The sequence below is a fragment of the Aestuariirhabdus haliotis genome (genome assembly GCF_023509475.1).
Taxonomy (GTDB): Bacteria; Pseudomonadota; Gammaproteobacteria; order Pseudomonadales; family Aestuariirhabdaceae; genus Aestuariirhabdus; species Aestuariirhabdus haliotis.
Genome location: NZ_JAKSDZ010000008.1, coordinates 14,623 through 37,865, shown reverse-complemented (window position 1 = coordinate 37,865; position 23,243 = coordinate 14,623). Strand labels below are relative to the sequence as shown.

Annotated in this window: 28 protein-coding genes; 14 read left to right on the top strand and 14 right to left on the bottom strand. The window is 53.1% G+C overall.

What is annotated here, in order from left to right; translation table 11 throughout:
* Positions 1 to 62: 62 nt before the first annotated feature.
* A complete protein-coding gene (cysD, locus tag MIB40_RS07900) occupies positions 63 to 971 on the bottom strand; it encodes a sulfate adenylyltransferase subunit CysD (protein WP_249692754.1) in 909 nt (302 codons plus the stop codon).
* A 225-nt stretch (positions 972 to 1,196) separates the two neighbouring features.
* Complete coding sequence (locus MIB40_RS07895) at positions 1,197 to 1,958, bottom strand: Nif3-like dinuclear metal center hexameric protein (protein ID WP_319941640.1); 762 nt, start codon at positions 1,956 to 1,958, stop codon at positions 1,197 to 1,199.
* Positions 1,959 to 2,110: 152 nt separating this feature from the next.
* Here MIB40_RS07895 and MIB40_RS07890 point away from each other — a divergent pair, with 152 nt between their 5' ends.
* Complete coding sequence (locus MIB40_RS07890) at positions 2,111 to 3,265, top strand: S1C family serine protease (protein ID WP_319941639.1); 1,155 nt, start codon at positions 2,111 to 2,113, stop codon at positions 3,263 to 3,265.
* Positions 3,266 to 3,314: 49 nt separating this feature from the next.
* Here MIB40_RS07890 and hisD read toward each other — a convergent pair whose 3' ends face one another.
* From hisD to MIB40_RS07845, 9 genes are all read right to left on the bottom strand, one after another.
* The gene (gene hisD / locus MIB40_RS07885) at positions 3,315 to 4,628 is read right to left on the bottom strand and encodes a histidinol dehydrogenase (protein ID WP_249692753.1); all 1,314 of its coding nucleotides are present in this window, start codon (positions 4,626 to 4,628) and stop codon (positions 3,315 to 3,317) included.
* Between the two features lie 59 nt (positions 4,629 to 4,687).
* Positions 4,688 to 5,341, bottom strand: a complete 654-nt coding sequence (hisG, locus tag MIB40_RS07880) for an ATP phosphoribosyltransferase (RefSeq protein WP_249692751.1) — start codon at positions 5,339 to 5,341, stop codon at positions 4,688 to 4,690.
* Between the two features lie 14 nt (positions 5,342 to 5,355).
* Positions 5,356 to 6,618 (bottom strand): UDP-N-acetylglucosamine 1-carboxyvinyltransferase, encoded by a 1,263-nt coding sequence (gene murA / locus MIB40_RS07875; RefSeq protein WP_249692749.1) that lies wholly within the window; start codon positions 6,616 to 6,618, stop codon positions 5,356 to 5,358.
* A gap of 46 nt (positions 6,619 to 6,664) precedes the next feature.
* Positions 6,665 to 6,907 carry a BolA family protein gene (locus MIB40_RS07870; protein WP_249692746.1) on the bottom strand — a complete coding sequence of 81 codons (243 nt, stop codon included), beginning with the start codon at positions 6,905 to 6,907 and terminating at the stop codon, positions 6,665 to 6,667.
* 85 nt (positions 6,908 to 6,992) lie between these two features.
* On the bottom strand, positions 6,993 to 7,295 hold the full coding sequence (locus tag MIB40_RS07865; protein ID WP_249692743.1) for an STAS domain-containing protein: 303 nt from the start codon (positions 7,293 to 7,295) through the stop codon (positions 6,993 to 6,995).
* Positions 7,295 to 7,942, bottom strand: a complete 648-nt coding sequence (locus tag MIB40_RS07860; RefSeq protein WP_249692741.1) for an MlaC/ttg2D family ABC transporter substrate-binding protein — start codon at positions 7,940 to 7,942, stop codon at positions 7,295 to 7,297. Before MIB40_RS07860 ends, MIB40_RS07865 begins: the two co-directional genes overlap by 1 nt.
* Before the next feature lie 49 nt (positions 7,943 to 7,991).
* Entirely contained in the window at positions 7,992 to 8,453 is a 462-nt protein-coding gene (gene mlaD, locus MIB40_RS07855) for an outer membrane lipid asymmetry maintenance protein MlaD (RefSeq protein WP_249692739.1), read from the bottom strand.
* 2 nt (positions 8,454 to 8,455) lie between these two features.
* On the bottom strand, positions 8,456 to 9,250 hold the full coding sequence (gene mlaE, locus MIB40_RS07850; RefSeq protein WP_249692738.1) for a lipid asymmetry maintenance ABC transporter permease subunit MlaE: 795 nt from the start codon (positions 9,248 to 9,250) through the stop codon (positions 8,456 to 8,458).
* Positions 9,240 to 10,055, bottom strand: coding sequence for an ATP-binding cassette domain-containing protein (locus MIB40_RS07845; RefSeq protein WP_249692736.1), 816 nt, complete (start codon positions 10,053 to 10,055; stop codon positions 9,240 to 9,242). Before MIB40_RS07845 ends, mlaE begins: the two co-directional genes overlap by 11 nt.
* Positions 10,056 to 10,271: 216 nt before the next feature.
* Here MIB40_RS07845 and MIB40_RS07840 point away from each other — a divergent pair, with 216 nt between their 5' ends.
* The 11 genes from MIB40_RS07840 (at position 10,272) to MIB40_RS07790 (ending at position 18,355) form a co-directional block, all read left to right on the top strand.
* Positions 10,272 to 11,237, top strand: coding sequence for a calcium/sodium antiporter (locus MIB40_RS07840; RefSeq protein WP_249692726.1), 966 nt, complete (start codon positions 10,272 to 10,274; stop codon positions 11,235 to 11,237).
* Positions 11,238 to 11,273: 36 nt separating this feature from the next.
* Positions 11,274 to 12,248: a KpsF/GutQ family sugar-phosphate isomerase gene (locus tag MIB40_RS07835; protein WP_249692724.1), complete on the top strand. Its 975-nt coding sequence runs from the start codon at positions 11,274 to 11,276 to the stop codon at positions 12,246 to 12,248.
* On the top strand, positions 12,248 to 12,772 hold the full coding sequence (locus MIB40_RS07830) for a KdsC family phosphatase (protein WP_249692722.1): 525 nt from the start codon (positions 12,248 to 12,250) through the stop codon (positions 12,770 to 12,772). The genes MIB40_RS07835 and MIB40_RS07830 overlap by 1 nt, the downstream gene beginning before the upstream one ends.
* 7 nt (positions 12,773 to 12,779) lie before the next feature.
* Positions 12,780 to 13,352 carry an LPS export ABC transporter periplasmic protein LptC gene (gene lptC, locus MIB40_RS07825; RefSeq protein WP_249692720.1) on the top strand — a complete coding sequence of 191 codons (573 nt, stop codon included), beginning with the start codon at positions 12,780 to 12,782 and terminating at the stop codon, positions 13,350 to 13,352.
* A complete protein-coding gene (gene lptA / locus MIB40_RS07820; RefSeq protein WP_249692718.1) occupies positions 13,339 to 13,848 on the top strand; it encodes a lipopolysaccharide transport periplasmic protein LptA in 510 nt (169 codons plus the stop codon). The genes lptC and lptA overlap by 14 nt, the downstream gene beginning before the upstream one ends.
* 7 nt (positions 13,849 to 13,855) lie before the next feature.
* Positions 13,856 to 14,581, top strand: a complete 726-nt coding sequence (gene lptB / locus MIB40_RS07815; RefSeq protein WP_249692716.1) for an LPS export ABC transporter ATP-binding protein — start codon at positions 13,856 to 13,858, stop codon at positions 14,579 to 14,581.
* A gap of 119 nt (positions 14,582 to 14,700) precedes the next feature.
* Positions 14,701 to 16,230 carry an RNA polymerase factor sigma-54 gene (locus MIB40_RS07810; protein WP_249692713.1) on the top strand — a complete coding sequence of 510 codons (1,530 nt, stop codon included), beginning with the start codon at positions 14,701 to 14,703 and terminating at the stop codon, positions 16,228 to 16,230.
* 124 nt (positions 16,231 to 16,354) lie between these two features.
* The gene (gene hpf / locus MIB40_RS07805; RefSeq protein WP_249692711.1) at positions 16,355 to 16,642 is read left to right on the top strand and encodes a ribosome hibernation-promoting factor, HPF/YfiA family; all 288 of its coding nucleotides are present in this window, start codon (positions 16,355 to 16,357) and stop codon (positions 16,640 to 16,642) included.
* A gap of 8 nt (positions 16,643 to 16,650) precedes the next feature.
* The gene (ptsN, locus tag MIB40_RS07800) at positions 16,651 to 17,106 is read left to right on the top strand and encodes a PTS IIA-like nitrogen regulatory protein PtsN (protein ID WP_249692702.1); all 456 of its coding nucleotides are present in this window, start codon (positions 16,651 to 16,653) and stop codon (positions 17,104 to 17,106) included.
* A gap of 101 nt (positions 17,107 to 17,207) precedes the next feature.
* Positions 17,208 to 18,071: an RNase adapter RapZ gene (gene rapZ / locus MIB40_RS07795; protein WP_249692700.1), complete on the top strand. Its 864-nt coding sequence runs from the start codon at positions 17,208 to 17,210 to the stop codon at positions 18,069 to 18,071.
* A gap of 14 nt (positions 18,072 to 18,085) precedes the next feature.
* Positions 18,086 to 18,355 carry an HPr family phosphocarrier protein gene (locus MIB40_RS07790; protein ID WP_249692699.1) on the top strand — a complete coding sequence of 90 codons (270 nt, stop codon included), beginning with the start codon at positions 18,086 to 18,088 and terminating at the stop codon, positions 18,353 to 18,355.
* A 32-nt stretch (positions 18,356 to 18,387) separates the two neighbouring features.
* On the opposite strand, the gene pmbA is transcribed toward MIB40_RS07790, so the two are convergent.
* Positions 18,388 to 19,746, bottom strand: coding sequence for a metalloprotease PmbA (gene pmbA, locus MIB40_RS07785; RefSeq protein ID WP_249692698.1), 1,359 nt, complete (start codon positions 19,744 to 19,746; stop codon positions 18,388 to 18,390).
* Positions 19,747 to 19,938: 192 nt separating this feature from the next.
* Here pmbA and yjgA point away from each other — a divergent pair, with 192 nt between their 5' ends.
* Both yjgA and MIB40_RS07775 read left to right on the top strand, forming a co-directional pair.
* On the top strand, positions 19,939 to 20,466 hold the full coding sequence (gene yjgA / locus MIB40_RS07780; protein ID WP_249692697.1) for a ribosome biogenesis factor YjgA: 528 nt from the start codon (positions 19,939 to 19,941) through the stop codon (positions 20,464 to 20,466).
* A gap of 24 nt (positions 20,467 to 20,490) precedes the next feature.
* Positions 20,491 to 20,865: an EthD domain-containing protein gene (locus MIB40_RS07775; RefSeq protein WP_249692695.1), complete on the top strand. Its 375-nt coding sequence runs from the start codon at positions 20,491 to 20,493 to the stop codon at positions 20,863 to 20,865.
* Between the two features lie 5 nt (positions 20,866 to 20,870).
* Here the strand turns inward: MIB40_RS07775 and tldD are convergent, their stop codons facing one another.
* Both tldD and MIB40_RS07765 read right to left on the bottom strand, forming a co-directional pair.
* The gene (gene tldD / locus MIB40_RS07770; protein ID WP_249692694.1) at positions 20,871 to 22,310 is read right to left on the bottom strand and encodes a metalloprotease TldD; all 1,440 of its coding nucleotides are present in this window, start codon (positions 22,308 to 22,310) and stop codon (positions 20,871 to 20,873) included.
* A gap of 12 nt (positions 22,311 to 22,322) precedes the next feature.
* Positions 22,323 to 23,186 carry a carbon-nitrogen hydrolase family protein gene (locus tag MIB40_RS07765; protein ID WP_249692685.1) on the bottom strand — a complete coding sequence of 288 codons (864 nt, stop codon included), beginning with the start codon at positions 23,184 to 23,186 and terminating at the stop codon, positions 22,323 to 22,325.
* Positions 23,187 to 23,243 lie beyond the last annotated feature (57 nt).

Below are 23,243 nucleotides of genomic sequence, written 5' to 3'. Positions count from 1 at the left end.
CTTCTGATGTTCGGTTGCGTTCGGGCCGCGCAAGCGACCCATGGACAAATAACGGCTTAAAGCTAGAAGTAGCCTTCCTGCTTCTTCTTTTCCATCGAGCCAGCGCTGTCGTGGTCGATCACTCGACCCTGACGCTCGGAACTCGTGGTCAGCAGCATTTCCTGGATAATTTCAGGCAAGGTAGTGGCCTGGGAATCGACCGCTCCGGTCAGGGGATAGCAGCCCAGGGTACGGAAACGAACCATTTCCATCGTTGGCTCTTCTCCGGGCTCAAGCGGCATGCGTTCATCATCCACCATAATTTTGACACCATCACGCATAACGACGGGACGAGGCTTGGCAAAATAGAGCGGCACAATGGGGATCTGTTCGAGGTGGATATACTGCCAGACATCCAGCTCGGTCCAGTTAGACAATGGAAACACACGTATACTCTCGCCCTTATTTACCTTGCCGTTGTAGATATTCCACAACTCAGGGCGCTGGTTTTTGGGGTCCCATCGATGGTTCTTGTCACGGAAGGAGTAAACACGCTCTTTGGCCCTGGACTTCTCTTCATCCCGACGGGCACCACCAAAGGCAGCATCAAATCCGTATTTATCCAACGCCTGCTTGAGCGCTTCGGTTTTCATCACGTCAGTATGCTTGGCGCTGCCATGAGTAAAGGGGCCAATACCCTGTTTAACGCCTTCCTGATTGGTGTGAACCAGCAACTCCAATCCCAGATTCTTGACATGCTGATCACGAAAACTGATCATCTCACGAAACTTCCATGTGGTATCCACATGCATCAGGGGAAATGGTGGCTTACCGGGGTAAAACGCCTTCATCGCCAAATGCAGCATCACCGCTGAATCCTTGCCGACGGAGTACAGCATGACCGGATTATCAAATTCGGCCGCGACCTCACGGATAATGTGAATGCTCTCAGCTTCAAGCTGTTTGAGATGGGTAAGTTTTCTATCCGACATGGAAGGTTCCATATTAAGCGCTTTGGGTATTGGCATTCGCGGAATAATGCTCAAGCAGAAAAAGCGCAGATTCTCAAAAAAGGGGTGGCTACTATATCAAATAGGTGATGATTATAAGTAGACTAAATTTAAGAATAAAAAAAACTATTAATATGACAAAGAGGGATAACCCCCCCTACCCCCAGCGACTTACAGAGTTGCTACCTACAGCCAACCAGACGACCCTTAGACCGGATTGTCGATATCAACAAAGGTATGGTCGAGCCCTTGTGTCTGTGCCAGCCACTCCCCCAACGCCTTCACACCATAACGTTCCGTGGCATGATGCCCTGCCGCCAGATAATGGATACCCAGTTCACGTGCACTGTGCACTGTAGGCTCGGATATTTCGCCACTGATAAAGCAATCAACCCCGGCCAGCGCGGCCTGGTCTATATAACCCTGTGCCGCACCGGTGCACCAGGCAACCCGTTTCACTTCGTGGGATCCACCTGAAATCAACTGCGGCTCTCGGCCCAGTTTCGCTTCAAGCAGGCGTTGCATCTCTGGTGCACTGCAGGGCCGTTCCAGCTCCCCCATCCACACCAATGATGACGGATCATCAGCACTGATGGGCGATGCCTTGTTCACTCCAAGCAATCGACCCAACTGGGCATTATTACCCAGCACCGGATGCGCATCGAGTGGCAGATGATAAGCCACCAGACTGATTCCATGCTCGAGCAGGGCCTTGATACGGCGCTGCTTGATACCCACGATTGGCGCCGACTCCCCTTTCCAGAAAAAGCCATGGTGAACCAGTAACAGGTCCGCCTGCCTTTCAATTGCCGCATCGATCAACGCCTGACTGGCCGTCACTCCGGTCACCACCTTCTCGACTCGCCCGGCACCCTCTACCTGTAAACCGTTAGGGCAATAATCACTAAACTGAGCGGGTTTGAGTTCGGCGTTCAATAGATCCAATAATTCGTACAGAGGCAAAGACATGGGGCCACCCTGGAAGGTCTGAATAACAGCGTAAACAGCTCGGGCATTGTTCAAAACGTGGAATGCCCCTCAGATGCTGCGTATAATCGCCTGATAATATTAATCTTTGTCGACGCATTTTGCACCGACCGCCTTTGCTCAGGGACCTGCATTTGAACCGTCTGTTCTCCTATATCAGTTGGCCAGTAGTCTGCGGAGTGCTGGTCGCGTTATTACTGATACAGCAGTTTCCCGCACTGATCGGCAACCCACCCACGCAAAAGCCCGCCATTACCTTGCAAACCGTTGCCCCTCAGCCGTCTGCCGAAAGCGGTATCCGCACATCCTACAGCGATGCGGTGAGCGCGGCGGCACCGGCCGTCGTCAACATCTATACCGCCAAGGCAACCAACCCAAACAACCCGTTGATAGACTCCCGAAAAGACGACCCCTTTGGCGGCTACGGCAGCGTCCCGAGAAACCGGCGCATGCAATCGAGCCTGGGCTCCGGGGTAATTATGAGCCCGGAAGGCTATATTCTGACCAATAGCCACGTCATTAAAGAGGCGGATGAGATTATTGTCTCCTTGCGGGACGGGCGCGACACTGAAGCCACCATTATTGGCGACGATCCGGAAACCGATCTCGCGGTGCTGAAAATCTCACTCGCCAACCTGCCCACAATCACATTGGCCGACTCACAAACCGCTCGCATTGGTGATGTCGTGCTGGCTATTGGCAACCCGTTCGGCGTAGGGCAAACGGTGACCATGGGTATCATCAGCGCCACGGGACGAAACGAACTCAACATCACCACCTACGAAGACTTCATCCAGACCGATGCAGCCATCAACCCCGGCAACTCTGGCGGCGCCTTAATCAGCGCAGAAGGTAACCTGCTGGGTATCAATGCCGCCATTTTCTCCCGCAGTGGCGGCTCCCAAGGCATCGGATTTGCCATCCCATCTGAGCTGGCCCGTAGCGTGATGCTATCGATCATCAAGCATGGCCGTGTTATCCGTGGCTGGTTAGGCATTGAAGCCCAACCCCTGACACCGGAACTGGCCGAGTCGTTCGGCATCGCACTGCGTGATGGCATTCTGATTTCAGGCGTGTACAAAAACAGCCCTGCGGCTACAGCTGGTTTGCAAAGAGGGGATGTGATTACGGAGATTAACGGCACTTACGCCGGCAATGGCCGCTCAGTGATGGATCAAGTGGCTCGTCAGCGGCCCGGGGAAAAAGTCACCATCAAAGCCTTGCGCCAGGGCAACGAGCAGACGTTCAACACGGTGGTAGGGGAACGCCCCAGAATGGTCATCCCCTAGCAGCCAGCCTGGAAGTCAAATCCAACCAAGGCCAGCCCATCATCAAGCCTTATTTGCGAATCCGGTACTCGGCAGAACGAGCGTGAGCCGTAAGCCCTTCGCCACGAGCCAGAACGGAAGCCACCTTACCCATCTCCGAAGCCCCCTGGGCCGAAAACTGGATCAACGAGGAGCGCTTCTGGAAGTCGTAAACCCCAAGCGGCGATGAGAAACGAGCCGTTGATGACGTCGGCAAGACGTGATTGGGTCCTGCGCAATAATCGCCCAGTGCTTCGGCCGTATAACGCCCCATAAAGATGGCGCCGGCATGACGAACTTCTCGCGCCCAGGCTTCCGGATCTTCTACCGATAACTCCAAATGCTCAGGGGCAATGCGGTTAGTTACCGCCAGCGCCTGCTCACGATCACAAACCTTAATCAGCATGCCCCGGGATTCGAGAGAAGCGCGAATAATGTCCGCCCGCTCCATCGTGGGCAGCAAACGCTCGATGCTTTCTTGTACACGATCCAGGAATTCTTCATCCGGCGAGACCAGGATAGATTGTGCGTCTTCGTCATGTTCGGCTTGAGAGAACAGATCCATCGCGATCCAGTCAGGATTGGTTTGACCGTCGCACACCACAAGAATTTCAGAAGGTCCGGCGATCATATCAATACCTACCTGACCGAATACCATTCGCTTGGCCGTCGCCACATAGATATTGCCGGGACCGACGATTTTGTCGACTCCGGGCACGCTTTGCGTGCCATAAGCCAGGGCCGCCACTGCCTGAGCACCACCGACGGTAAAGACCCGGTCAACGCCAGACTGATGCGCCGCTGCCAGCACCAGCTCGTTCACTTCCCCGTCAGGGGTTGGTACCACCATGATGATTTCGGATACCCCGGCTACTTTGGCCGGAATCGCATTCATCAGCACCGACGATGGATAAGCCGCCTTTCCGCCAGGCACATAGATACCCACACGGTCCATTGCGGTTACTTGCTGACCCAGCAGGGTGCCATCGGCCTCCCGATAGTGCCAGGATTCCTGTAGCTGCCGCTGGTGATAATCCCGAATACGCTCAGCCGCAACACGAAGCGCTTCTCTCTGCTCTTCGGGCAACCCTTCGTAGGCCTCAAGCAAACGATCGGCACCCAGGCTGAGCTGCTGCATGTCGGAGACATCGAGGCGATCAAAGCGATTGCTGTATTCAACCAGCGCCTGATCACCGCGTTGGCGCACATTACTTATAATGTCGGTGACGCTGGAAACCACACTGTCATCGGACACCCCGTCCCAGGCCAACATACGATCCAAACGCTCACGAAAACCTTCAGCACCCGCATCCAACCGGGCAATATCTACTGTGGGATTTGGCATGACATCATCTCCTTTCAACCGCAGCCACTCAATTACTCAGTAAAAAGCCCTAACATCGATCAGCTCTCTTTACGGGAGTTAACAACCGCTTCTCCCAGACGTTCAATCAATTCCTGCACCTTGCCATGCTTTAACTTCATCGATGCTTTATTGACCACCAACCGAGAGCTGATGGTGGCTATCAGCTCCTGAGGTTCCAGGCCGTTCGCCCGTAAGGTATTGCCGGTATCCACCACATCGATAATTCGATCGGCTAGCCCCACCAAAGGCGCCAACTCCATCGAACCATACAACTTGATGACATCAACCTGTTGGCCCTGGGCAGCATAATAACGTCGCGCAACATTCACGAATTTGGTTGCCACTCTGAGTCTACCGGATAACGCGGGAGCGTCGACCGGACCCGCCGTCATCAGCTTGCAACGTGCAATTTCCAGATCCAGCGGCTCATACAAGCCTTTGCCCCCGTGTTCCATCAAGACATCTTTACCGGCGACTCCGAGATCTGCTGCACCATGCTGAACATAGGTGGGAACATCGGTAGCACGAATAATCAACAGCTTAACGTCATCACGACTGGTATCAAAAATCAGCTTGCGACTTTTATTCAGATCTTCCTGAGGTTCGATACCCGCGGCCTTCAACAGTGGCAAGGTATCATCAAGAATACGCCCTTTGGACAGGGCAATAGTCAACTGCTGCGAACTGCTCATCCGTTTAACTTCTCCTAGGAGGGCACGCGTCGAATTTTAGCGCCCAGCGACTGTAGCTTCTCTTCAATGCATTCGTAACCACGATCAATATGGTAGATACGATCGACCACCGTATCACCATCGGCCACCAATCCGGCAATGACCAAGCTGGCCGACGCACGAAGATCCGTTGCCATCACCGGCGCCGACTTTAACTGATCGACCCCCCTGACCATCGCAGTGTTACCCTCAACACTGATATCGGCCCCCATACGCATCATCTCATTGACATGCATAAAGCGGTTTTCAAACACAGTTTCCACAACCTGCCCGGCCCCTTCGGCGATCGCATTAAGAGCAGCAAACTGGGCCTGCATATCGGTCGGGAACGCTGGGTAGGGAGCGGTTCGAAGGTTGATCGCCTTGGGGCGCCGACCTTCCATGTCCAGTTCAATCCAGTCTTCACCAACATTAAGCTTGGCACCAGCCTCTTCCAGCTTAACCAAAACCGCATCAAGAATATCGGCGCGAGTATCCTTAAGCTTAACTCGACCACCCGTTGCCGCCGCAGCCACCAGATAGGTGCCGGTTTCGATACGATCCGGCAACACTGGATAGGTGCAACCATGTAACCGCTCCACACCCGTCACCGTAATCATATCGGTGCCATGGCCTTCGATTTTGGCCCCCATCGCGATCAGGCAATTGGCCAGATCAACCACCTCTGGCTCCCGTGCGGCATTCTCCAATACGGAGACTCCGTCGGCCAGGCAAGCGGCCATCAGCAAATTCTCGGTACCGGTTACCGTGACCGTATCGAAAAAGATTCGCGCTCCCTTGAGACGATCTTCGACTCGTGCACGGATATAGCCATCTTCAACGACTATCTCGGCACCCATCTGCTGCAAACCGCGAATATGCAGATCTACGGGGCGGCTGCCGATCGCACAGCCTCCAGGCAGGGCCACTTCCGCTTCGCCAAAATGGGCCAACATCGGACCCAGGACCAGAATCGAGGCCCGCATGGTTTTAACTAACTCATAGGGTGCGCTCAGGCTCTTGATCGTACTGGCATGAACCTCAACATTGAGCCGCTCGTCAATCACCAGCTCGACCCCCATGCGACCGAAGAGTTCGATCATAGTGGTTATGTCGTGCAAATGGGGTAAGTTGCAGACGGTAACAGGCTCTTCGGCCAACAGTGTGGCTGCGAGAATAGGAAGCGCAGCATTTTTCGCTCCCGAAATGCGAATTTCGCCATCGAGACGAACTCCACCGCTGATAATCAGTTTATCCATGGGATCTCCTGGAGATCTGGTACTGCCATAAGTAAGGAAACAGGTTCTACTGGCCGCGAGCCGACCACTGCTCTCGGTTGAAAAATGCCATGTTTACGGCATGGATTGCACCACTGGCAATGAATTCGTTGAGGTGCTGATACACCGTCTGCTGACGCTTGACCGGTCGCATAGCCGCCAGTTCATCACCAATCAGGTTGAGTCGAAAATCGCAGCCTTCCCCCTCGACCTGCACTTCCACTCCATCGAGTCGGGATTCCAGCAGCTGCTTGATCTCTTCGGGCGTCATGGCGTACCTCTATTGGGGTGGCAATAAAAAAAGGGCGCCTATGATATAAGAATACGCTGGGTGGGGAAAGTAGCTCGCAGCTCACTCAATGTGCTTGAAGAATCTCATCGACGCCACAGACCCTGGCCAGGTCGATGAGTTCGCCTGGCATCGCTTTGATTTCCAAAGCGCCCTGATGCGGAGCCAGAAAACGATGCCAGCTCAACAACAGCGCCAGCGCCGCGCTGTTAACCCGCACCACACCGTCCATATTCAGCTGCCAATCAATGCCTGGCGCTTCGGCCAACAGGGATTTCACCAAGCGATCCAGTTCCGGGGCTGTGTCGAAATCAATCTCACCTGACAGGGAGATTTCTCGACGACCGGATAGCCATGCCTGACCGTGCATCAGCTGGATTGCGGCTGGTTGTTCTGGGACAGGATCTCACCCCAGTTGTCGATCACGTACTGCAGATCCTTACCATTATCCTGCATGGCCTGATCAAACTGGGTACGGAACAACTTGCCGATATTAATACCATTCACAATCACATTACGAAGCTTCCAGGTACCGTCTTTAGCCTTGAACATGGTGTAGGTCAGGGGAATCAGAGTTCCATTAGCGGTGGTCACATCCATTTCCACAGGAACCCGGCGCTTCTTCATTTTCTTGGGATCAACCGGCTTTACAACAATATCAATATTGAACTCACTATCATCAAACTGACTGATGGCTTTGCCATAAAACTCGACCAGGCTGCGCTTGAACACCACCTCAAAATTCTGCATCTGCTCCGGACTCGCGTCACGGTTGTACTTGACGCTAACCACGCTTTTAGCGATCGCATCAAAGGCAATTACCGGGGACAACAACTCATCAAGCGCTTTGTACAACGCCTCAGGGTCAGAGTTATAGAGCTCCCGCTGATCCTTCAGCATACCCATCATGCGATCCGTGGTTTCGCGCACAACCTGCTCAGGCCCGATTTCCGCCTGAGCCGGCCCGGAGAGAGCTAGCATCATCAACATCACGAAGATTGAACGAAACCATTTCATAAGTGGCACCTCTACCAATAAGCCCCGAAAGTAATTATCGCGCAACCGACTAATCCTTCTCAACGGTATTTAACAGGAACTGACCAATCAGCTCTTCGAGCACCAGTGCGGACTGGGTATCGTCAAACTCATCCCCTTCGGCCAGAAACTCATCATCTCCTCCGACACTAATCCCCACATACTGCTCACCCAGCAATCCCGACGTCAGAATCATCGCCGTGCTGTCAAAAGGGATATTGTCATATCGGCTATTTATCGCCATGGTTACTTTGGCATCGTAGGCTTCACGGTCGTACTCAATGGCCACAACCTTACCGACCGGAACACCACTCATGGAAACCTTGGCTCTCACACTCAAGCCACCTATATTGCTAAAATGAGCGACCAGTCGATAGTCGCTTTCGCCGGAAGAGATACTGAGCCCACTCACACGCAATGCAACCATCACCAGCGCAAGCACTCCAGCTACAATAAAACCACCCACGCTGATTTCTACCGTTCTCATGCGCATGATTACAATTCTCCAAACATCACTGCGGTCAAAATAAAGTCTAGCCCTAGCACTGCAAGGGATGAATGGACCACGGTTCGGGTTGTTGCCCGGCTGATCCCCTCCGATGTGGGAACACAGTCATAGCCCTGAAAGACAGCTATCCAGGTCACAACAAACCCGAACACAATACTTTTTATGATGCCGTTAAGCACATCGCCCTGAAAACTCACCGAGTTCTGCATCACACCCCAGAACGAGCCCTCATATATCCCCAACCAATTCACGCCTACCATGGAGCCGCCAATCACACCGACACAGCTGAATATGAGTGCCAGCAAGGGCATGGAAATAAAGCCAGCCCAAAACCTTGGAGCCACAATGCGCTTCAATGGGTCTATACCGATCATTTCCATACTGGAAAGCTGCTCGGTCGCCTTCATCAAGCCAATCTCTGCGGTCAGGGCTGATCCGGCCCGGCCGGCAAACAACAATGCCGTCACCACCGGACCTAACTCCCTAACCAGTGTTAATGCCACCATCTGGCCCACCGCTTCTTCGGAACCGTACTTGACCAGGATGTTATAGCCTTGCAAACCCAACACCATGCCAATAAACAATCCAGACACAGTTATAATGATGAGCGATAACACCCCCACCGAATAGATCTGGGCAATCAGCAGTTGAAGATTAGAGCCAAACAAGGAGCGGCCAAAAATAGCGCCCAGCAAAATAATCAGCGCACGCCCCAGAGCTTCCAGTCGCTCCAGACCCGATCGGCCCAGCAAGCGCAATTTCGCTAAAATGTTATGCATCATGCCCTCTCATCAAGTCCTGATGGTACTCCTGGGCAGGATAATGGAAAGGTACCGGCCCGTCGGGCAAACCCTGCATAAACTGACGAATACGGGGATCTTCGGAGTTGATCATCTCTTTCGGGGTACCAAAACCAAGTACATGGGTATCACCCACAACATAGATGTAATCAGCGATGCTGGCCGTTTCATGGACATCATGGGAGACGATAACACTGGTCAGTTGCAAAGCATCATTCAGCATGCGAATTAACTGCACCAAAACCCCCATAGCCATAGGATCCTGACCAACAAAGGGTTCATCGTACATCATCATCTGGGGATCCAGGGCAATCGCTCTGGCCAGGGCAACGCGTCGCGCCATACCACCCGACAACTCGCTAGGCATCAGATCGCGCGCACCACGCAATCCCACCGCATGAAGCTTCATCAGTACCAGATCACGAATTAAGGCTTCATCGAGACTCGTATGAACCCTTAGAGGAAAGGCGACATTTTCGAAAACACTGAGATCCGTGAACAGGGCACCGCTCTGAAACAGCATGCCCATCTTCTTGCGCACCGCAAAGAGGTCGCCTCGTCGCAATGAGCTTATTTCCTGCCCATCAACCTTTACACAGCCTTTATCCGGGCGAATTTGGGCACCAATCAATTTCAGCAGGGTAGTTTTACCTGTGCCGCTAGGCCCCATGATGCCGGTAATTTTGCCTCGAGGAATGGCAATATCGACCTTATCAAAAATGACACGTTCCCCACGCCGAAAGCTGAGACCGCACATTTCAATATAAGGATTGTCAAAATCGTCCATTCAGATCGCCACTTCCTTGGCAGCCGATAGAATTCCGACTATACAGATGAATTCCAACACGGGATTCCTTGTTACTAAACTTTGAGCGCATTCTAATCACTTATGACCGTCGCTTCCAGCCCGCTCTTTCACTGATGAGGCCATATCGTCAGAGGCTTGCATTCAAAATGGATAATCTCTTTAATTAGCCCCCTTTTTTAACTGATGGATTCCTCTATGCTTTTGGCATCGCTTTCGATAGCCGCCGGATTCGCAGCCCTGATCTGGAGCGCCGACAAATTTGTCGAAGGTGCTGCTGCGACAGCTCGGCAGTTAGGCATGTCTCCCCTGTTGATCGGTCTGACCGTCGTATCCTTGGGCACATCCGCCCCGGAGATCCTGGTATCGATAATGGCCGCATCAGATGGCCATGCCGGGCTTGCCGCAGGGAATGCTATCGGTTCGAACATAGCCAATATAGGCCTGGTGTTGGCCATCACCGCACTCATCGCCCCTTTGCCCGTGAAGAACTCACTGATTGTCAGGGAGATCCCTCTGCTCCTGGTTATCACGCTAGCAGCCGGATTGTGCCTGATTGATCTCTATTTGGGCCTTATGGACGGTGTATTCCTGCTGTCAGGGTTGGTAATCACACTTTACCTGCTGTTTCGGTGGCAAAAACCGCCACTCGCCGCCGGGGACCAGGCACTGGCATTGAATGAGGCGGAAGAGATCCCTGACATTCCATTGAGACGGGCCCTGGCCATCCTCGGGCTCGGATTAGCCATATTGCTGATAAGCTCACGCATGCTGGTCTGGGGAGCTACTGAAGTCGCCCTGTTCTTCGGTGTGAGTGACCTGGTTATCGGCCTCACTGTGGTTGCCGTTGGCACTAGCCTACCCGAACTCGCCGCATCGGTCGCAAGCGCCCTTAAGAAGCACCACGACATTGCCCTGGGTAACGTGGTGGGGTCCAACATCTTTAATTTGCTGGCCGTGCTCTCTGTACCCGGCCTGATTGCCCCTACCGCTTTTACTAGCGAAATATTATATCGCGACTACGCCAGCATGCTGGGGCTTACCCTACTGCTAGCGGTGATGGCCTGGCTTGCGCTGCGAAATGGCGGCATAGGACGACTCAGCGGTAGCATTCTATTTGCCGGTTATAGCGCGTATTATGTCGCCTTGTATTTGACCTTGTAACAGTATCTTCCTTTGTTTGAATAGCCTGGTAGCCTAATGACCCAACCCAATAGCTTCAAAGCCTCCGGCCTGCGTACCGTACGCATGGAACAGGAAGCCATAGCCCAGCTAGAACAGCGAATCGATGCCGACTTTGAGCAAGCTTGCGAACTATTGATCAACTGCCGCGGGCGCATCGTCGTGGTAGGAATGGGAAAATCCGGCCATATTGGCACTAAAATAGCTGCCACCCTGGCCAGCACCGGCAGCCCCGCATTCTTCGTTCACCCAGGAGAAGCAAGCCACGGTGACATGGGCATGATTACCGCCGATGATGTGGTTATCACCCTGTCCAATTCCGGTAACACTGGCGAGATGGTCACCCTGATCCCCCTACTCAAACGGCTTGGGGTACCCATGATTAGCATGACAGGTAACCCCGACTCTGCCTTAGCTCAAGCGGCCAACGTCAACCTTGATACCAGCGTTAAAGAAGAGGCCTGCCCGCTCAACCTGGCACCAACATCCAGCACTACCGTAACTCTGGTGATGGGGGATGCCCTGGCCATCGCCCTGCTGGAACACCGAGGTTTTAGCGCCGAAGACTTTGCTTTTTCCCACCCGGGCGGCTCTTTGGGTCGCCGCCTGCTGTTAAAAGTGGACGACATCATGCACAGCGGCGAACGCCTCCCCATTGTCAATGAAAACACATTGCTGCGAGACGCCCTGCTGGTGATGACTCAAAAAGGTTTGGGAATGACCGCGATTGTATCCGCTGCAGGAACCCTGAGCGGCGTCTTTACCGACGGTGACTTGCGTCGCTCGCTGGATCACGAACTCAACATGGCGACGACCTCCATCGATGACGTCATGACCCGGCACTGCAAAACCATCACCCTTGGTATGCTGGCCGCTGAAGCGGTCCATATCATGGAAGAAAGCAAAATCAACGGCCTGATTGTCATCGATGATAACGACAAACCTGTCGGGGCGCTTAACATGCACGATCTGTTAAAGGCAGGAGTCGTTTGATGTTCAGTCAGTACGAAGAAAAAGCCAAACAGGTTCGTCTGGCTGTTTTTGATGTCGATGGCGTACTCACCAACGGCCAACTGTTGTTCAGCGAAAACGGCGAGGAGCTCAAAGCGTTCTCCACCCTCGATGGGCAGGGAATCAAGATGCTGCAACGCGCCGGTATTGAAACGGCTATTATCACCGGCCGCACCTCGCAACTGGTTGCCCGGCGCGCAAAAAACCTGGGCATCTCACACCTGGTTCAGGGTCGCGAAGACAAACTGATCGCCCTGAAAGAACTTCTGCCCAGCCTTCAGCTGGAGCTGCATCAGGTGGCGTACCTGGGCGACGATCTGCCCGACCTCGCGGCCATCCGTCACGTAGCCCTGGGCGCCGCCGTGGCCAATGCCCACAGCTTTGTAAAGCAACACGCCATCGCCGTGACCCAATCCTCAGGTGGTCAGGGCGCAGCCCGTGAATTTTGCGACGCCCTGCTTGCCGCTCAGGGTAAGTTACAAAGTGCCCTCGATAGTTACCTGTGAGTGATTCATGATTAGAGCTGTCCTGGTTACGTTGTTATGTGGAGTGTTATTTGCCTACGCCGGCTTGTATCTTTACGAGAACACACCACTTCGCCAGACACTCGCACCGCCCAATATCGACCCTCGTGAGCGCCAGGAAGTGGACTTCTACCTGGATAATGCCCAGGTGACCCGATTTAACGAACTGGGTAAACCCGATCATCGCCTCAAAGCTGAACGAGTAAACCACTTCCCCCACAACGATACGACCATGATTCGTGAACCCCGTGTTATTTTGATACGCGACATGGGTGAACGCCTCATCAGTGCGCGCTCGGGAAAACTGTTACCTGGCAACGAAGACCTGGAACTCTGGGACGATGTCAGCATGACCATGCTATCCAGAGAAGGCCTGGAAACAGGCCGCCTTGATACCGATTTCATCACTCTATATTCTGAACAACAACTGGCCGAAACCAATCGACCGGTCGTTATTACCTCTCCCGAAGGGATCACTCATGCTGTGGGAATGAAGGCCCACCTCAACCAGGACCGCGTTCAATTACAATCGAACGTCAGAGGCATCTATGAGCACCACTAAACCCTTACTTGTTCTCTTATTCTCTACCCTTCTGGCCAGCACGGGCGCACAAGCCCTGCCAGAAGACCAGGAACAACCGATTCGCATTAAAGCGGACAAGGCCGATATCGACGAAGGAGCCGGACGAGCCATCTACACAGGCAGTGTCACCATGGACCAGGGCTCGATTCATATTACCGGCGATAAAGTCACCATCTACACCAAGGCGGGTGCGGTGACTCGCATGGTAGCGGAAGGCACACCAGCTCATTACCAGGAAAAACCGGCTGTCGATAAAGAGATTATCAAGGCCTATGGCAATACCATCGATTACGCCATCGCCAAAGACAAAGTCAAGCTGATCAAGAACGCCAAACTGTTTCAGGAGGGCAACTCCTTTACCGGCGATGTCATTCATTACAATATGAAAACCCAGGCGGTCAACGCCCAGGGTGCCACCAGTCGCACCGGAAAGAACCGTGTCGAGATGGTCATTCAACCCAAGAGCAAGCAGTAAGCGATCTATGGCAACCCTGAAAGCACTTCACCTGGCAAAGAGTTATCGTGGCCGGCACGTCGTCGAAGACATTTCGATCAGCATCAACAGCAATCAGATTGTAGGGTTGCTGGGACCCAATGGCGCCGGCAAGACGACCAGCTTTTATATGATTGTTGGCCTGGTTCAGTCGGACAACGGCCAAATCCTGATGGACGGCGAAGATATCACGCGTCTGCCCATGCACGGTCGGGCCCGCAAAGGCATAGGTTACCTGACTCAGGAAGCCTCAATCTTCCGCAAGCTGACTGTCACCGAAAATATTCTGTCGATCTTAGAAACCCGCAAGGACCTCAATCGCAAGCAACGCCTGGCCAAACTGGAGGAGTTGCTCAACGAGTTTCATATCTCTCACCTTCGAGATAGCAAAGGCATCAGTCTGTCCGGTGGTGAACGACGCCGGGTCGAAATTGCTCGGGCACTGGCGACTGAACCCGCTTTTATTTTGCTCGACGAACCCTTTGCCGGGGTAGATCCTATCTCTGTCAATGACATCAAGGATGTCGTCCGTCATTTACGTGACAAAGGTATCGGGGTTCTGATTACCGACCATAACGTGCGCGAAACCCTCGATATCTGCGAGCTCGCCTACATTGTCAGCGAAGGCAAAATCATTGCAGAGGGCGATGCCCAAGCCATTCTGAGTAACCAAAAGGTGAAAGACGTTTATCTCGGACACCAGTTTCGAATATAGGCATTCGGAGTACTTCGGCTCTATAATAGACGCCATGCAAGATTTTTGCCGGTGCAAGAGGCTACCGGGGTAACCCATGCGAGGAGTAGGCAGTATATGGACCGGACATTGTATTATCTATGAAACCATCCCTAGTCCTGAAAATGGGCCAGCAGCTGACGATGACGCCTCAGCTGCAACAAGCCATAAAACTTCTGCAGCTCTCTACCCTGGATCTTCAACAGGAGATTCAGCAAGCCCTCGAATCTAACCCTATGCTCGAGGCCGAAGACGGCCTGGAAGAACCCAGCTCAAAGCAAGATGAAGCCCGTGACGGTACGGAATTCGATATTAAAGCCGAATCAACCGCTCTCAATGAAGGTGAGCAACGCCAGCAGGAACAACAGAGCAGCGAGAGCGCCAATAACGAGAACGAGGTTCTTTCCGACGACTGGCAGGACAACATCCCCAATGATCTGCCAGTAGATTCTGCCTGGGACGATGTCTATCAATCGAGCTTACCTGCTTCTTCAGCCCCATCGGACAACGATGACTACAATCCAGCGGCGCGTGCCAGCACGGTGGATTCACTGCAATCCCATCTCGAATGGCAGCTTAACCTGACTCCAATGAGCGATACCGATCGTGCCATTGCGATCACTATCATCGACGCTCTTGAAGAGGATGGTTACCTTGGCTGCAGCTGCGAGGAGCTGCTCGACAGCATCGATGCCGATCTGGAGATTGAGCTTGATGAGATCGAAGCCGTACTTCGCCGGATACAGCAGTTCGATCCTGTAGGGGTCGCTTCGCGCTCCCTGAGCGAATGTCTGCTGATCCAGCTGGCCCAACTTCCGAGCGACACTCCCCACCTGAAACCGGCCGCTCTGGTGGTTGAAAAACATATCCACCTTTTGGGCAACCATGACTATGCTCAACTGATGCGCAAAGCACGCCTCAAAGAACCCGAACTCAAAGCGGCAATCGAGCTGATCCAGACCCTGAACCCCAAGCCTGGAGCCAGTATCGAAAGCAGCGAGCCCGAATATGTCATTCCCGATGTAACGGTCAGAAAGGTCAACGAGCGCTGGATTGTTGAACTCAACTCGGATGCCATGCCCCGTGTACGGATTAACTCGGGCTACGCCTCCCTCGTCAAGCGAGCCGATAACAGCGCCGACAACACCTACTTGAAAAACCACCTGCAGGAAGCCCGCTGGTTCCTTAAAAGCCTGCAAAGTCGCAATGAGACCCTGATGAAAGTCGCCACCCAGATTGTCGAACACCAACGCGGCTTTCTGGATTATGGCGAAGAAGCCATGAAACCGTTGGTTCTGCATGATATTGCGGAAGCCGTCAGCATGCATGAATCGACCATATCCCGGGTCACAACGCAAAAATACATGCACACCCCAAGGGGCATCTTTGAGCTGAAGTATTTCTTCTCCAGCCATGTCAGCACGGCCAGTGGTGGGGAATGCTCCTCCACCGCCATTCGTGCGATTATCAAGAAACTGGTTGCCGCCGAGAACCCAAAAAAACCATTGAGCGATAGTAAAATAGCCGGTCTGCTTGCCGAGCAAGGAATTCAGGTAGCCCGCCGCACCATCGCCAAGTATCGAGAATCCCTGTCCATTCCTCCATCAAACGAAAGAAAACGTCTGGTATAGGTTATATTGATTAATAGCAACATAGAAATATCGAGTCTCGGATATGATCGAAACAGAGGCACACAGCTGAGCACGACATGGTGTCGGTTCAGTATCACGAAAAACCCATCTAGGAGAGAGACGCATGCAAATCAACATCAGTGGACATCATGTCGATGTAACAGAAGCTTTGCGTGAGTATGTAGCAACCAAGGTTGACCGTCTGGAAAGACATTTCGACACCATCACCAGCGTCAACGTCACCCTGAGCATAGAAAAAGAAGGGCAAAAAGCAGAGGCCAACCTCCATGTTCGCGGTGCTGACATCCACGCCACTGCTGTCCATGACGATATGTATGCCGCCATCGACATGCTGGCCGACAAACTGGATCGTCAGCTGATGAAACACAAGGAAAAGAACCTCTCTCGTTAATATTCTCCATGAACCTGACAACCCTCCTAAGCCCCGACCGCAGCCTTTGTGCTGCGGAAGGCGGCAGCAAAAAACGCGTACTCGAAACCCTGGCGGAAACCATTGCCCAGGGCGCTCCGGAAATCTCGGCGGATAATCTTTTTAATGGCTTGATCGAGCGTGAACGACTCGGCAGCACCGGTTTTGGCAAGGGTATCGCCATACCCCACTGCCGACTCGAATCCTGCACCGCACCCATGGGAGCCCTATTAAAACTCTCCGATGGCATCGATTTTGATGCTATGGATGGCAATCCGGTGGATCTTATTTTCGCCCTTGTGGTACCCAACGAAGCTACCAACGAACATTTGGCTATCCTGCAAGAACTGGCGGGACGGCTGGACAATGCCAGCTATCGTAACAATCTTCGCCACGCAAAAGATGGCAGCGAACTCTACACCATCGCTATCGCGCCGATTGACTGAATCCCTCAGGTCACAGACCTGTCACTTACCAGCTGATATACTTCCACTAATTCAGTCAATGGACAGGTGGCTCGCTGCCTGTACTCAGTGGAAAAAGTGGCATGCGACTAGTCATAATCAGTGGACGATCAGGCTCAGGAAAAAGTAGTGCGTTACACGTACTGGAAGACCAGGGTTTTTACTGCGTCGATAATATGCCGGCTGGACTTCTGGGCTCTCTGGCCGCAGAAATCTCAGGGGAAGCAGAACTGCGTAATGCGGCGGTGAGTATCGATGCTCGTAATATGCATGCCGACCTCAAACGTTTCCCGGAAATCCTCAGCCAACTGAGCGAAAGCGGTGTTAACTGTGAGGTCATCTACCTGGATGCCGAACCCGCGACCCTCTTGAAGCGATTCAGTGAAACCCGCCGCCGGCACCCACTCTCCAACGATCAATGTTCATTAGAAGAAGCAATACTGGCCGAAAGTGAACTCTTGGCTCCGCTCAAAGACGAAGCCAAACTGACTCTGGATACCAGCTCCCTGTCGCTTCACGAACTGCGTGACCTGATTCGCACGCGCGTAGCCCAACGTAACAACGATAGCCTGGCGTTGCTGTTTCAGTCCTTCGGCTTCAAACGCGGCATCCCAATTGATGCCGATTACGTATTTGATGTACGCTGCTTACCCAACCCCTATTGGGTTCCTCATCTCAGGGGGTTTAGCGGGTTGGAAGAACCCGTACAGACCTTTTTGGCCGATCAACCTGAAGTACAGGGAATGCTGTCCGATATAGGTGACTTTGTCGATCGCTGGCTGCCCGCTTTCGAGGCAGGCAACCGAAGCTATCTGACGGTTGCCATCGGTTGTACCGGCGGACACCATCGCTCGGTATATCTCAGTGAGCAGCTGGCCAACAGCTTTAGCGACAAAATCAAGAATGTTCAGGTTCGTCACCGCGAGCTTCACACCACACAAAAATAACAATGTGAACCAACATGATCGACACCAGGATAACTATTATCAATAAACTCGGTCTGCATGCACGGGCCGCCTCCAAGTTTGTTACCACCGCTTCCGCTTATGGCAGCGCCATCGAGGTAGGCCACGACGGCAAGATGGTTGACGGCAAGAGTATTATGTCAGTGATGCTACTGGCGGCGAGCCAGGGCACCGAACTTATTCTGCGGATTGACGGTGACGACGAAGAGCGGGCTCTGGAAGCCATTACCGAACTGGTTAACGACTTCTTCGGGGAGGGCGAATAGCCCTCCTGCTCCTATCAGGATCACATAACGGACTAATCCCCACCAACCGTCATACCTTCCAGCAAAATTGAGCCTGACTGTACATTACCCCGCCGATCAACGTCGTTTCCAACCGCAACCAGATTGGCGAACATATCTTTCAAATTACCAGCGATGGTAATTTCAGACACGGGATACTGGATGATGCCATTCTCGACCCAGAAACCACTGGCACCTCTTGAATAATCACCCGTGACCAGATTCACCCCTTGCCCCATAAGCTCAGTGACCAGTAGCCCTCGATCCATTTTCTGCAAGAGCTCACCGGCCCCCAGACCACTGTCACTGATACGCAGGTTATGTGCCCCACCGGCATTGGCGGTCGATGTCATACCGAGCTTACGCGCCGAGTAGACGCCAAGCAGGTAGCTGCACAGAACGCCATCACGAACAAAGTCCTTGGCATAGGTCGCCAGACCATCGTTATCGAATGAGGCACTTGCCATACCTCCGCGCAACAGAGGCTCCTCGTAGATACGCACAAACTCGGGAAACAGGGGCTTATCCAGATGCCCCAGCAGGAAACTGGCCTGTCGATACAAACTGGAACCACTGATCGCACCCAACAGATGCGACAGCAACCCTCCGGCGATTTCGGCGGCAAACAGCACCGGCACCTGTTCCGTCTTAGGCTTTCGCGGGTCCAGGCGTCGAAGCGTTCTGTCAGCCGCACGTCGACCAATGGCTTCAGGGTCTTCCAGATTCTCCTGCTTGCGCGCCAGGCTATACCAGTAGTCTCGCTGCATGCGATCGCGTTCACCGGCAATCAACACACAGCTAAGGCTTTGTCTCGACGCCAGATAGCCACCCATAAAACCATGACTGTTACCATAGACCCGGCAACTCTGATGGCTGGACAGGCTGGCCCCCTCGGAATTAGTAATCTGGTCTGAAACCTCCAATCCGGACTGCTCGCAGCGAGTAGCAATCTCAACCGCCTGATCCACCTCGACGTCCCAGGGATAAAACAGATCGAGATCAGGCAGTTCCGACGCCATCATATCGGCATCAGCCAGACCGGCATACGGGTCCTCGGAGGTGTAGCGAGCGATATTGCTGGCCGCCGTTACCGTATCCACGATCGCCTGCTGGCTGCTGTCCGACGTACTGGCTGAACCCTTGCGCTGTCCATAATAAAGCGTGATGCCAAACCCCTGGTCTCGATTAAACTCAACCGTATCGACTTCACCCATACGCACATTCGTGGTCAAACCGCTATCCAGGCTTACCCCGACTTCCGCGCCACTGGCACCCTGCTTGCGAGCCTCCTTAAGAATATCTTGCACCAATTGTTGCAGTCGATGCTGCTCCTGGCGCAGGTCCAAAGGGGTATTAACCGGGGTTGGGGTCATAATGAAAGATCGCTATCAAAGAGGCTATCGATCCATTCTACCCGCAGCAGGCCCGCGAACAAGCCCTAAGGGAGTTTGCCCGGAAATTAGGATAAACAGTGCTCGCTTACACAGACCATACACAGACATTGATGAGGTATCGGTTTACAATGGGTAATCAATTCTCTCAATGGCTACAAACTGTTTATTGCTATGAGCTCAGACCACCAAAATGACTCGCTCGATTTCGACGACGAAGATTACAAAAGCAAAACCCAGGTTAAACAGGAGATGCATGAACTGCAGGCCCTAGGTATGCGTCTACTGGAATTGAAACCTGATGTGATGGCAGCCTTGCCAATCAGCGAACGTTTGCGCCGAGCGCTGGAAGAAACCCGACGAATAAAAAGCCATAACGCCCTCAAACGGCACCGCCAGTTTATCGGCAAACTCATGCGCGACGAGGAGATCGAGTCCCTGCAACAGGCAGTCGACCGGCAGGATACCAGTAGCGCGGAGTACAACCGGATTTTTCACCAGTTGGAACGCTGGCGCGAGCGCCTGATAAATGAAAGCGATGCGGCCCTGCAAGAGTATTTACAAGCCTATCCCACTGCCGATATTCAATACCTGCGCCAGCTTATAAGGAACTCTCGCAAGGAACTGGAACAACAAAAACCACCGGCCAGTAGCCGCAAGCTGTTTCGTTACCTGAGAGAGCAATCAGAACTCGCAGAATAATCAACGTATATAAGGAAGACTCAATTGATCAAGCAAGTAATGTGCTTCCGGCGCAAGGCAGGCGTCAGTGATATAGAACTCCGGAACTACTGGAACAATGAATTCGACCAATTTATCCGTGATGCTGGCAATACCTTAAACTGTTGCCGCGCCGCCAAAAGCCTGACCCTGCAAGTTGAAGAAAACGACAAACTGCAGCAGCGACAACACTTCGAAGCCCCCTATGATGGTGTCGTCGAATTCTGGTTTGAAAAACCCCGCGAAGCGTTCGAAATCACTTCCAGCGATCAGTGGATTCAATTGATCACCGAGCTGAAGCAGAACCCGCATTTCCTTCTTGATACTTCACGGTCGACTTCTTTTTATGTCGATGAGAGCATTATCATCGATTCGGAATAACCCTATCAGCCCGTACCGCCTACCGTGAGCTCATCGATCTTCAGGGTAGGCTGGCCAACCCCAACGGGAACTGATTGCCCCTCTTTTCCGCACACACCGATACCGGTATCCAGCTCAAGGTCGGTGCCGACCATGCTGACCAGATTCATCGCTTCAGGGCCATTACCAATCAGGGTAGCCCCTTTCACCGGCGCCGTGATCTTGCCTTTTTCAATCAAGTAAGCCTCGCTGGTCGAAAAAACAAACTTCCCTGAGGTTATATCAACCTGGCCACCGCCCAGATTGGCGGTGTAAATCCCCCGCTCAACAGATGCAATAATCTCTTCTGGATCCGTTTCACCAGCCAGCATATAGGTGTTGGTCATTCTGGGCATTGGTAAGTGTGAATAGGACTCACGGCGGCCATTTCCCGTCGAGCGCTCACCGCTTAAGCGGGCATTCATCTTATCCTGCATATACCCTTTAAGAATGCCATTCTCGATCAACGTGGTACATTCGGTGACAGTCCCTTCATCATCCATATTGAGAGAGCCTCGACGCCCTGCCAGAGTGCCATCATCCACTATAGTGCAGAGTTCAGAAGCGACACGCTCCCCAATTCTGCCCGCGTATGCAGAGCTGCCCTTGCGATTAAAATCACCCTCCAGACCATGGCCAACTGCTTCATGCAATAAGACCCCTGACCAACCTGGGCCAAGCACCACCGGCATGGCACCGGCGGGGGCAGGAATGGCTTCCAGATTCACCAACGCCTGTCGCACTGCTTCTCGAGCATAGCCCGAGGCTCGATCATCCTGTAAAAAATGCTCATAACTGCAACGCCCACCGCCGCCACTTGAACCTCGCTCCCGGCGCCCTTCATGCTCTGCAATAACACTAACGTTAAGACGCACCAACGGCCGTACATCGGCTGCCAGGGTACCATCGGTGTCCATAACCAGGATGGTTTCAAACAAACCGGACAGCCCAACCGTCACCTGTTTGATTCTGGAATCCAGCGCCCGAGCTTCGGCATCCAGGCGTTTTAAAAGATCTACTTTGTCCTGCTGGGACATCGAATCCAGTGGATTGGCTGGCTGGTAAAGCGCTAAAGACGAACTACGCTGCCATGCTGATACCTGGCGTTGCTGGCCCTGGGCGGCAATACTACGAGCCGCACCGGCAGCTTGCTGCAGGGCGGGTAAGATAATCTCATTCGAGTAGGCAAAACCGGCTTTTTCTCCGCTGATGGCGCGCACTCCAACGCCACTATCGACATTAAAATTACCCTCGCGCACGATGCCATCATCCAACACCCAGGATTCCTGTCGAGAACTCTGGAAATAGAGGTCAGCAGCATCCAGGGTGCGACCCAGCATGCTATCGAGAACCTGTTGCAGATTATTCTCAGACAGCCCCGCCGGCAGCAGCAAGCTTTGCTTCGCAGTTTCCAGAATATCGGTCATCGTTCTTACTCGTTAGGACCCGTTCGGGTCATTCGTTCGGACAGGCAAGGGATACCAGCCCGTTGCTAATTTGTGGTGGTTCAAGCTAGGAATAGATTCACGCGCTTTCACCAGCGTATCCGGCCGTAAATCAACCAGCACCAGTTCAACATCATCCCCGGCACAAGCACAAATTTCCCCCCAGGGATCAACCACCATCGAATGTCCCCAGGTTTTTCGCGAGCCTGTCTGCCCACATTGATTAACAGCCAAAACATACAGCGCGTTTTCAATGGCTCGAGCGCGTATTAGTGGCTCCCAATGCGCCTGCCCTGTGACGGCTGTAAAAGCGGATGGCAAACAGATGATTTCAGCACCGTTCAATGCCAAAGCCTTAAACAACTCAGGAAAACGCAGGTCATAACAAACCAACGGGGCCAGTTTACCCCAGGGTGTATCGATAAGGCTCAAATGCTGCCCAGGCTGGTAATCTGAAGATTCTCGATAACGGCCTGTGGTATCGGCAACATCCACATCAAATAGATGCACTTTATCATAGTAACTCACCTCCCGGCCCTGGCTGTCAAATACCAGGCAGCGAGAAAACGCTCTGATATCCGGGTTGCCATCTTCCACCATTGGCAGGGTTCCGGCCACCAACCAGACCCCATGACGTGCACTGAGCGACGACAGCCTGGCAATCACCCCCGCTTGTTCGATGGTTTTGGCCACCTCCGCAACCGAGCCCCCGCCAAAACTGGCAAAACATTCGGGCAATACAATCAGGTCTGCCCCCTGATGGCCGGCTTCGATAATCAGGCGTTCCGCATTGTCCAGATTTTCCTTTAGGTCGGCGACAGAATTCATCTGAGCCAGGGCAATTCGGCACCTTTGCATCGTTACACTCCTGTTATCCACCGGCCTAATCGGCCCGCGACAAGCTTATATAGCAGG

Bases quoted from the DNA above. Each gene is read 5' to 3' on its own strand.
- yjgA (WP_249692697.1), top strand. From the start codon at position 19,939: ATGAGCTCAGACCACCAAAATGACTCGCTCGATTTCGACGACGAAGAT.
- MIB40_RS07840 (WP_249692726.1), top strand. From the start codon at position 10,272: ATGCTTTTGGCATCGCTTTCGATAGCCGCCGGATTCGCAGCCCTGATC.
- MIB40_RS07830 (WP_249692722.1), top strand. From the start codon at position 12,248: ATGTTCAGTCAGTACGAAGAAAAAGCCAAACAGGTTCGTCTGGCTGTT.
- MIB40_RS07870 (WP_249692746.1), bottom strand. From the start codon at position 6,907: ATGACGCCCGAAGAGATCAAGCAGCTGCTGGAATCCCGACTCGATGGA.
- lptB (WP_249692716.1), top strand. From the start codon at position 13,856: ATGGCAACCCTGAAAGCACTTCACCTGGCAAAGAGTTATCGTGGCCGG.
- MIB40_RS07845 (WP_249692736.1), bottom strand. From the start codon at position 10,055: ATGGACGATTTTGACAATCCTTATATTGAAATGTGCGGTCTCAGCTTT.
- rapZ (WP_249692700.1), top strand. From the start codon at position 17,208: ATGCGACTAGTCATAATCAGTGGACGATCAGGCTCAGGAAAAAGTAGT.
- MIB40_RS07835 (WP_249692724.1), top strand. From the start codon at position 11,274: ATGACCCAACCCAATAGCTTCAAAGCCTCCGGCCTGCGTACCGTACGC.
- MIB40_RS07860 (WP_249692741.1), bottom strand. From the start codon at position 7,942: ATGAAATGGTTTCGTTCAATCTTCGTGATGTTGATGATGCTAGCTCTC.
- MIB40_RS07895 (WP_319941640.1), bottom strand. From the start codon at position 1,958: ATGTCTTTGCCTCTGTACGAATTATTGGATCTATTGAACGCCGAACTC.
- mlaE (WP_249692738.1), bottom strand. From the start codon at position 9,250: ATGATGCATAACATTTTAGCGAAATTGCGCTTGCTGGGCCGATCGGGT.
- lptA (WP_249692718.1), top strand. From the start codon at position 13,339: ATGAGCACCACTAAACCCTTACTTGTTCTCTTATTCTCTACCCTTCTG.
- lptC (WP_249692720.1), top strand. From the start codon at position 12,780: ATGATTAGAGCTGTCCTGGTTACGTTGTTATGTGGAGTGTTATTTGCC.
- MIB40_RS07765 (WP_249692685.1), bottom strand. From the start codon at position 23,186: ATGCAAAGGTGCCGAATTGCCCTGGCTCAGATGAATTCTGTCGCCGAC.
- ptsN (WP_249692702.1), top strand. From the start codon at position 16,651: ATGAACCTGACAACCCTCCTAAGCCCCGACCGCAGCCTTTGTGCTGCG.
- MIB40_RS07865 (WP_249692743.1), bottom strand. From the start codon at position 7,295: ATGCACGGTCAGGCATGGCTATCCGGTCGTCGAGAAATCTCCCTGTCA.
- mlaD (WP_249692739.1), bottom strand. From the start codon at position 8,453: ATGCGCATGAGAACGGTAGAAATCAGCGTGGGTGGTTTTATTGTAGCT.
- hisG (WP_249692751.1), bottom strand. From the start codon at position 5,341: ATGAGCAGTTCGCAGCAGTTGACTATTGCCCTGTCCAAAGGGCGTATT.
- murA (WP_249692749.1), bottom strand. From the start codon at position 6,618: ATGGATAAACTGATTATCAGCGGTGGAGTTCGTCTCGATGGCGAAATT.
- cysD (WP_249692754.1), bottom strand. From the start codon at position 971: ATGTCGGATAGAAAACTTACCCATCTCAAACAGCTTGAAGCTGAGAGC.
- MIB40_RS07810 (WP_249692713.1), top strand. From the start codon at position 14,701: ATGAAACCATCCCTAGTCCTGAAAATGGGCCAGCAGCTGACGATGACG.
- tldD (WP_249692694.1), bottom strand. From the start codon at position 22,310: ATGACCGATATTCTGGAAACTGCGAAGCAAAGCTTGCTGCTGCCGGCG.
- hisD (WP_249692753.1), bottom strand. From the start codon at position 4,628: ATGCCAAATCCCACAGTAGATATTGCCCGGTTGGATGCGGGTGCTGAA.
- MIB40_RS07790 (WP_249692699.1), top strand. From the start codon at position 18,086: ATGATCGACACCAGGATAACTATTATCAATAAACTCGGTCTGCATGCA.
- pmbA (WP_249692698.1), bottom strand. From the start codon at position 19,746: ATGACCCCAACCCCGGTTAATACCCCTTTGGACCTGCGCCAGGAGCAG.
- hpf (WP_249692711.1), top strand. From the start codon at position 16,355: ATGCAAATCAACATCAGTGGACATCATGTCGATGTAACAGAAGCTTTG.